Annotated in this window: 4 protein-coding genes; all 4 read right to left on the bottom strand. The window is 70.5% G+C overall.

Annotated features, from left to right (window positions below):
- Positions 1–15: 15 nt before the first annotated feature.
- Positions 16–1,629: a DUF8128 domain-containing protein gene (locus AMA02S_RS34290; protein ID WP_157431015.1), complete on the bottom strand. Its 1,614-nt coding sequence runs from the start codon at positions 1,627–1,629 to the stop codon at positions 16–18.
- A gap of 149 nt (positions 1,630–1,778) precedes the next feature.
- Positions 1,779–3,491 (bottom strand): VirB4 family type IV secretion system protein, encoded by a 1,713-nt coding sequence (locus AMA02S_RS34285; RefSeq protein WP_245667953.1) that lies wholly within the window; start codon positions 3,489–3,491, stop codon positions 1,779–1,781.
- Between the two features lie 120 nt (positions 3,492–3,611).
- Complete coding sequence (locus tag AMA02S_RS34280; protein ID WP_067467146.1) at positions 3,612–4,598, bottom strand: PrgI family protein; 987 nt, start codon at positions 4,596–4,598, stop codon at positions 3,612–3,614.
- Positions 4,595–5,914 (bottom strand): TrbL/VirB6 family protein, encoded by a 1,320-nt coding sequence (locus AMA02S_RS34275; RefSeq protein WP_067467143.1) that lies wholly within the window; start codon positions 5,912–5,914, stop codon positions 4,595–4,597. The genes AMA02S_RS34280 and AMA02S_RS34275 overlap by 4 nt, the downstream gene beginning before the upstream one ends.
- Positions 5,915–6,000: the final 86 nt, after the last annotated feature.

Genomic DNA, 6,000 nt, shown 5'->3' with positions numbered 1-6,000 from the left:
CGATCAAAGGTGACCTCAGGTCAGCAGTCCGCGCTGTGGGGGGAACCTCATGACCGGGCTGATCACCGTTGCCCGTCCGGCGGGGGTGAGTTCGTCGTAGGAGGCCCAGAAGCCGCGCAGGAGTTCGTCGGTGAGCCGGTTGGTGATCCGGGTGCGGTAGGGGCCGTCCAGCAGGAGGCGGGGGATGTCGGCCAGGGTGGCGCGGGTGCCGTTGACGCGGGTGAGGGTGAGGCACGCCGAGCGCAGCAGGTCGTCCAGGCGGGGTCCCCAGGAGGAGGAGAAGCAGCGGCGGAAGGTGGTGACGATCGACTCGGCCGCGAACGCCGGATCTGCTCCGGCCAGGACGTTCAGGCAGGGTGGGCGGCCGCGGTCGGCGGGGTCGAACACCACCGTGCGGCCGATGGCGTGTTCGGGGAGGCGGTCCAGGACGTCGGCGACCAGATCGCCTTTGGGGTCGATGACCAGCGCGCCGCGTCCTCCCGCAGCGTCGGCCAGGATCAGGCTCGCCAGGAAGGTGGATTTGCCGACTCCGGTCTGACCCAGGACGTGCAGATGTTGGCGAGCACCGGCGACGGTGAGGCCCACCGGGCGCGCCGCACCGGCCTCGGAGTCGCCCAGAACGCGGACCCCCGGCCCGGAGACCGGAATGGCGGGGGATGGAGCGATGGGGCGGGCGCCGGCTCGGGTGACGCCGGGCGCGGCCAGATCGTAGGGCAGGTGCGCCAGCGCCGCCAGCTCGGGCACTGATAGCAGGTAGCCGCGGTGCAGGTGGCGTTCGCTCAGGCGGGCGGCAGGGTGGCGTAGGCGTCGGCGGCGCAGGTGTTGGTGGCCGGAGGTGAACAGGGCGAAGGTGGAGGCGGTCTCGTGGGCGTGCGCGCGCAGCCATCCCGCCTCGACTTGGTCGTGATGTCGGGTGGCGACGCCGTAGCGGATCTGAACCTCAAAGCGCGGCTGGGCGGCTTTGGCGAGGATCGCGCGGATCTGTTCAGCGCGCTCGGGGAATCGGCGGGTGAGTTCGGCGGGGTTGGGGTGTCCGGACATGTCGGGTGTGACCAGGTCGAACAGTACGCCTTGGGGTGCGGTGGAGCGGGCCCCGCGCAGTATGGACGCCGCGCGGTGTGCGTGTCGTAGGCGGCGTCCGGTGGCGGGGCGGGCCAGGATCTGCACGGCGAGGTGTTCTCCGTCGGCGAGCCCGGACGCGGCGCCGAGTAGGCCCCGTAGTGGGTCGGTGTCGTGGACGTGGGTGAGGGGGAAGTGTTCGGGACGTGCCAGCACCAGTCGGCCTCCCGCGGCTGGGAGGTCGTGGGGGAGTGGTGGTGTGGCGGGGTTGGTGGTGAGGGTGGCGCCGGGCCAGGCCGAGCGGACGGTCTTTTCCACCAGCCCAGGCGGGATCGTCCCGGGGACCCAGATGTGGAAGCGGACGCCGGTGTGGTCAGCGCGGTACTCAAACGCCAGGTGCGGCTGCCCGTAGAGCACGCGTTTCCACCGTGGGAGGGTCAGACCGATGGGGCGGGCCCACCAGGCGGCGGCGCTGGAGTCCTCGACCTTGGGTGGTACCGCGATCTCGATCACCCGCGCCCCGGGCGCCAGGCGGGTGTTGCGCCAGCGCCACACCACCCACCGAACCACGACGGCAACGGCAGCGGTCCCTGCGGCGCTGAACGCGATGCCGGGTCCGTAATGCGCGAGGAGATCGGCCAGGTGGGGTAGGCCGGGCGAGATCTCGACGGCTTGTCCGTGCAGTTCGCCAGAGCCAAAAAGTCCGCAGGCTTGAAGGCTCATAGCGGATCGATTTCCTGCGCCTGGCCTGCGCCTGCGGCCGGATCCTGGTGGGAGCCGAGGGCTGCGAGTTCGGCGGGGTCGGTAGTGGTGAGCCGGTGCTCGTGCGGGCTGGCGATGGCGGCGAAGGCCGCACGGTCGGAGCCGGTCGCAGTCCCGCACAACAAGCCCTGGCCCCGGTCGGCGGTGAGCAGGAACGCCTTCTCCCCCTCGGTGAGGTCGAACGCGTCGACGATCTGGTCGATGGCCTGGGGTGCTTGGCGGAGCAGGATCTGGGTGGCGGAGTTGGCGATGACCGCTTTCCCCAGATCAGAGGAGAGCAGGTCGGTGGCGTCCTGGGTGACCACCGCGAGTCCGGTCCAGTGTTTGCGGGCGGACTTGGCCAGCCGGTACAGAAACCGGGCACCTTCGGCCTCGCGCATGAGGGTCCAGGCTTCATCCACCACGACCAGGCAGCGGCGTCGTCCTGCGGGGTCGGCGACCTGCCGCCAGATCGTGTCCAGCGCGAGCAGCATCCCGACGGCGCGGGTCTCCTCGGGCAGGTCCCGTAGCGAGAACACGATCAGATGGCCATCAGGTGGGGTGGTGGTCGCCCCGACGAACAGGCCCCGGTAAGAGCCGGTCACGTACGGTGCCAGCCGCGCGGACAACTCGGTCGCCTCATCGGTCCCGGCGTGGCCGAGTGCGGTGGTCAGGTCGGCCAGCACCGGTGCTGGGCGTGTCCAGGTGTGGGGGTCGTTGGTGATGCCGGCGGCGTGGTAGGTGGCGATCACCGCCTGGTCCAGCGCGGCCCGTGCCGCCGGGGTGAGTGGTTCGCCGAGCATCGCGGCGATGAGGGTCTGCAGGAACAAGGCCCGCCGGATCAGGGTGTCTGCGCCCTGACCAGCTGGGAGGTCGAAGGGGTTGAAGCACACGCCGGGTGCGCCGAGGGCGATGTGGGTGCCGCCGACCGTATGGCACAGGCGGCGGTACTCGTCCTCGGGATCGAGGACGGCGACGTGGACGCCTTGGTAGAGCAGGCGGAGGGTTTCGAGTTTGGTGAAGTAGGACTTGCCGGCGCCCGAGCGGGCGATGGTGACGGAGTTGTAGTTGTCCTGGGCGAACCGGTCCCACACCACCACCCCGGACGAGTAGGCGTTCAACCCGTACAACACCGGTGTGTCGGCGATACGAGGTTGCAGATCGGGCGAGGTGAACGGGAACGCCGCCGCCAGCGCGGCGGTGTCGAACACCCGCCGCGCCTTCACGGTGTCGGTGCCTAGAGGCAGCGTGGTGATCCACCCTTGCAGGGCCCGGAAGGTGGTCGGCTGGGCGTCCAGCAGCAGGGATGCGGCCAGCGCCCGCACCCGCTGCACTTGTGCTTCCAGTTCCTGATGTTCTGCCGCGTGGACAGTGAGGTAGAGCCCGACGCGGAACAGACGTCCGTGACCGCGGGCCAAGGATGCGGCGAGTTCCGCGGCATCATCGGCGGCCGCCTCGGCTGCGAAGTCGGCCAGCCGACCCTGCTGGGCGTTGCTGCGGGAAGCAGATTCCAGGCGGGCGAGCTGGCGGCGCAGCCGCTGCGCAGCGACAAGCGGAGGAATGGGTTCGATGTGCAGGGCCACGTCCAAGCGTCCTGGGTAGGTCAGCAGCGGCTCCAGCCAGCCCGCGCCGACCTCACGCGGATAGCCGGTCACCGCGAACGAGGCACACACCCCGCCCGGCAACTCCACCGACCGCGCACCGGTGTGAATGGCTGACGGCCCGAACAGGTCTGCGTCGGAGTTCTCGCTGGGGTCAACGCCTCGACTCCCGGGTCGGAGGCTCTGCAGGCAGGCGTGGGATCGGCCGCGTCATGATTGCCGCTTTCCGGTGATCAACCCGCCCGGGTCGGTGTTATCCACAGGGTGCTGTTCGCCTGGGGATAGCGACTCGGCCAGCACCGTGGTGCAGGCCAGCGCGTCCAGGACCTCGGCGGTCACGCCGAGCGCGGCCAGTGATTGCACGGCCTCCTGGGCGCGCCGCAACGCCACCGCCGCACCCGCATCCCGTCCCACCCGCTGACGTCTGCCCCTGGACCACGGTGCGACCGCACCGGTGGGAGGGCCGGTGCCGTCACCGATCACGATGAGGATCTGCCTAACCAGCAGTTCATGGGCCGTGCCCAGTTCGGCGAGGAACCCCGCATGCTCTCCCGCCGCCTCCTCCAGACGCCGATCGCGCAGCCGGGTTGCGTGGCCGGCGATGTGCTGGGCCAGTCCGGACAGGTCGACCGGACGGGCTTGGACGAGGATCTGCACCGGCGATTCCAGTGAGTTGAGCCACCGGCCGAACACCGCAACGAGGCTGGCCTGTTCGTCAGGTGTGCGCAGGCTGAACGCCACCGTCCCGGCCCGCACAATCACCGCGACGCCACCCTCCGCTAGTTCCATCGCGCCGTCCTGGCGGACGGCCCGCACCGGCAGCCGCAACGGCGCGGGCAACCAGCCGCGCATCCGGCACCACGACGGCGGCGGCTGAATCGGCTCGCTACTGGTAACGAGCATCTTCGGGGTACGCAGGTAGGTCAGGGCGGTGGCAGCGTAGCGGTCCAGGCCCATCCCGTCGCGGCGGGCGACCGCCGCGACGAACCCGCACGCCACCACCGGCACCAGCACCGCCGCCAGGACCGGGAATGGCACCAGGGCGTGCAGGGTGAGCCACGTCCACAGCACCGCGGTTGCGGTGGCGGCCAGGACGGCCAACTGCCGGCCGGTGAGCCCGTAGAGGATCCTGTCGGGCTGGTCGACATCGGCGGGGATCTTCACGCTAATCGGCTGCTCATGCCGCTGGCCGTTCACGTGCGGCTCCTTTTGGGCGGGTCGATCCACAAAGTCAGCTGTCGAGACGGCACTGGTCGACGCGGCATCCCGGGAAACATCAGCTGCCGTGACCGCACCTGCGGACGCCCCGACGCCGCCGCAGGCGCGGCGGGGACCGGTGGGCGAGGGACGCGGCTGACCGGGATCGGCAACGCCAGCTGCACCGGCCGCCGGGCCCCGGGTACGGCGGCCGGGCGGGGGACGGGGAGCGCAAGCTGCACCGGGCGCCCGCCTCCCTCACGCTCGGCATCCGAATCCGGCGGATCGATCCGCGGCGGACCGGACGCAGGTTCTGCGAGAGGGGTCAGCGCCGGGCGGGACGGACTCGGCAACTCGCGAGGACGAGACGGCGGAGGCGGGGGTGGTGGGGCTCGGTGCTGGAGAGGAGCGGCGACTCGGCGGCGGTTGCCCATCAGCGCGCCCAAGCCCCGGTAGAGGACCAGGCTGCGCAGCAGACCACCGAGCATGCGGGGCTGGGCGGGACGCCAGATCGTGCGGGCGACCCACGCAGGGATCCGCAGCATCACATACAGCAGGCAGGCCGCCACCAGCAGGTCGGCGACGTCGTCGTGGGTGGGGAGGCCGATGAGGTGGTCGCTGGTGTCGGAGGTTTCGGTGAACATCAGCCGGAACGCGGTCGCCAGCACCAGTGACTGGCATACCTGGATTGCCAAGACCCCGGAGATGCCGCGCCACCACAACCGCGCCAGCCCGTCGGTGAAGGGCAGCGCATGAAACATCAACGCCAACGGGGCCGCCGCGATCAGCACCATCGTCAGCGCTAGCCGGATCACGTAGATGAACGCCACGCACAACGCCAGCACCACCACCCCCAGCGCGACCAACGCGGTGAACGGCTGGCTGGGCACCAAATTGGCCGCTACAAACCCCGCGACCACATCGGCGACCACACTCTCATCGATCGATTCGGCCCCCGCCTGCAGGAACGCCTCGGCGAGCCCGTTGGCGAACCCGACCCCGTACCCGATCACGATCAGGCTCAGGTTGGAAGCAAGGAACGCCGCCACCAACCGCGCCACCAGCTGCCCGGGCGTGAGTTCGGCGCCGGGCAGGGAATGGCCGGCCATCAGCCACACCCCACCGGCGGTGACCAGCAGCACGTAGCAGGTGTTGGCCATCGTCCGGGAAACGCCCCACAGCTCACGCGCCCGCGCCATCTCCGGCGAATCAACTCCTGGGGTGCCCAGCACGGTGTCGCGCAGCAGCGCGAACACCGGCTTGGCCGCCGAGGACACCAGATCGTTGAACCAGCCGTTCACTGCGCGCTTGGCCATGCACCCCACATCGACGAACCCGCACTCGCCGGTCGGGTTCTGTCCACCAGTGTTGGACGGCGTGGGCTGGGGCGACGGTGAGGGCT

The sequence above is a fragment of the Actinomadura macra NBRC 14102 genome, assembly GCF_001552215.1.
Classification (GTDB): Bacteria; Actinomycetota; Actinomycetes; order Streptosporangiales; family Streptosporangiaceae; genus Spirillospora; species Spirillospora macra.
Note: the sequence above shows the minus strand (reverse complement) of the source record. Positions and strands in the feature narration are given on the sequence as shown.

Excerpts from the sequence above, each read along its gene's own strand:
- AMA02S_RS34275 (WP_067467143.1), bottom strand. The coding sequence starts at position 5,914 with ATGGCCAAGCGCGCAGTGAACGGCTGGTTCAACGATCTGGTGTCCTCG.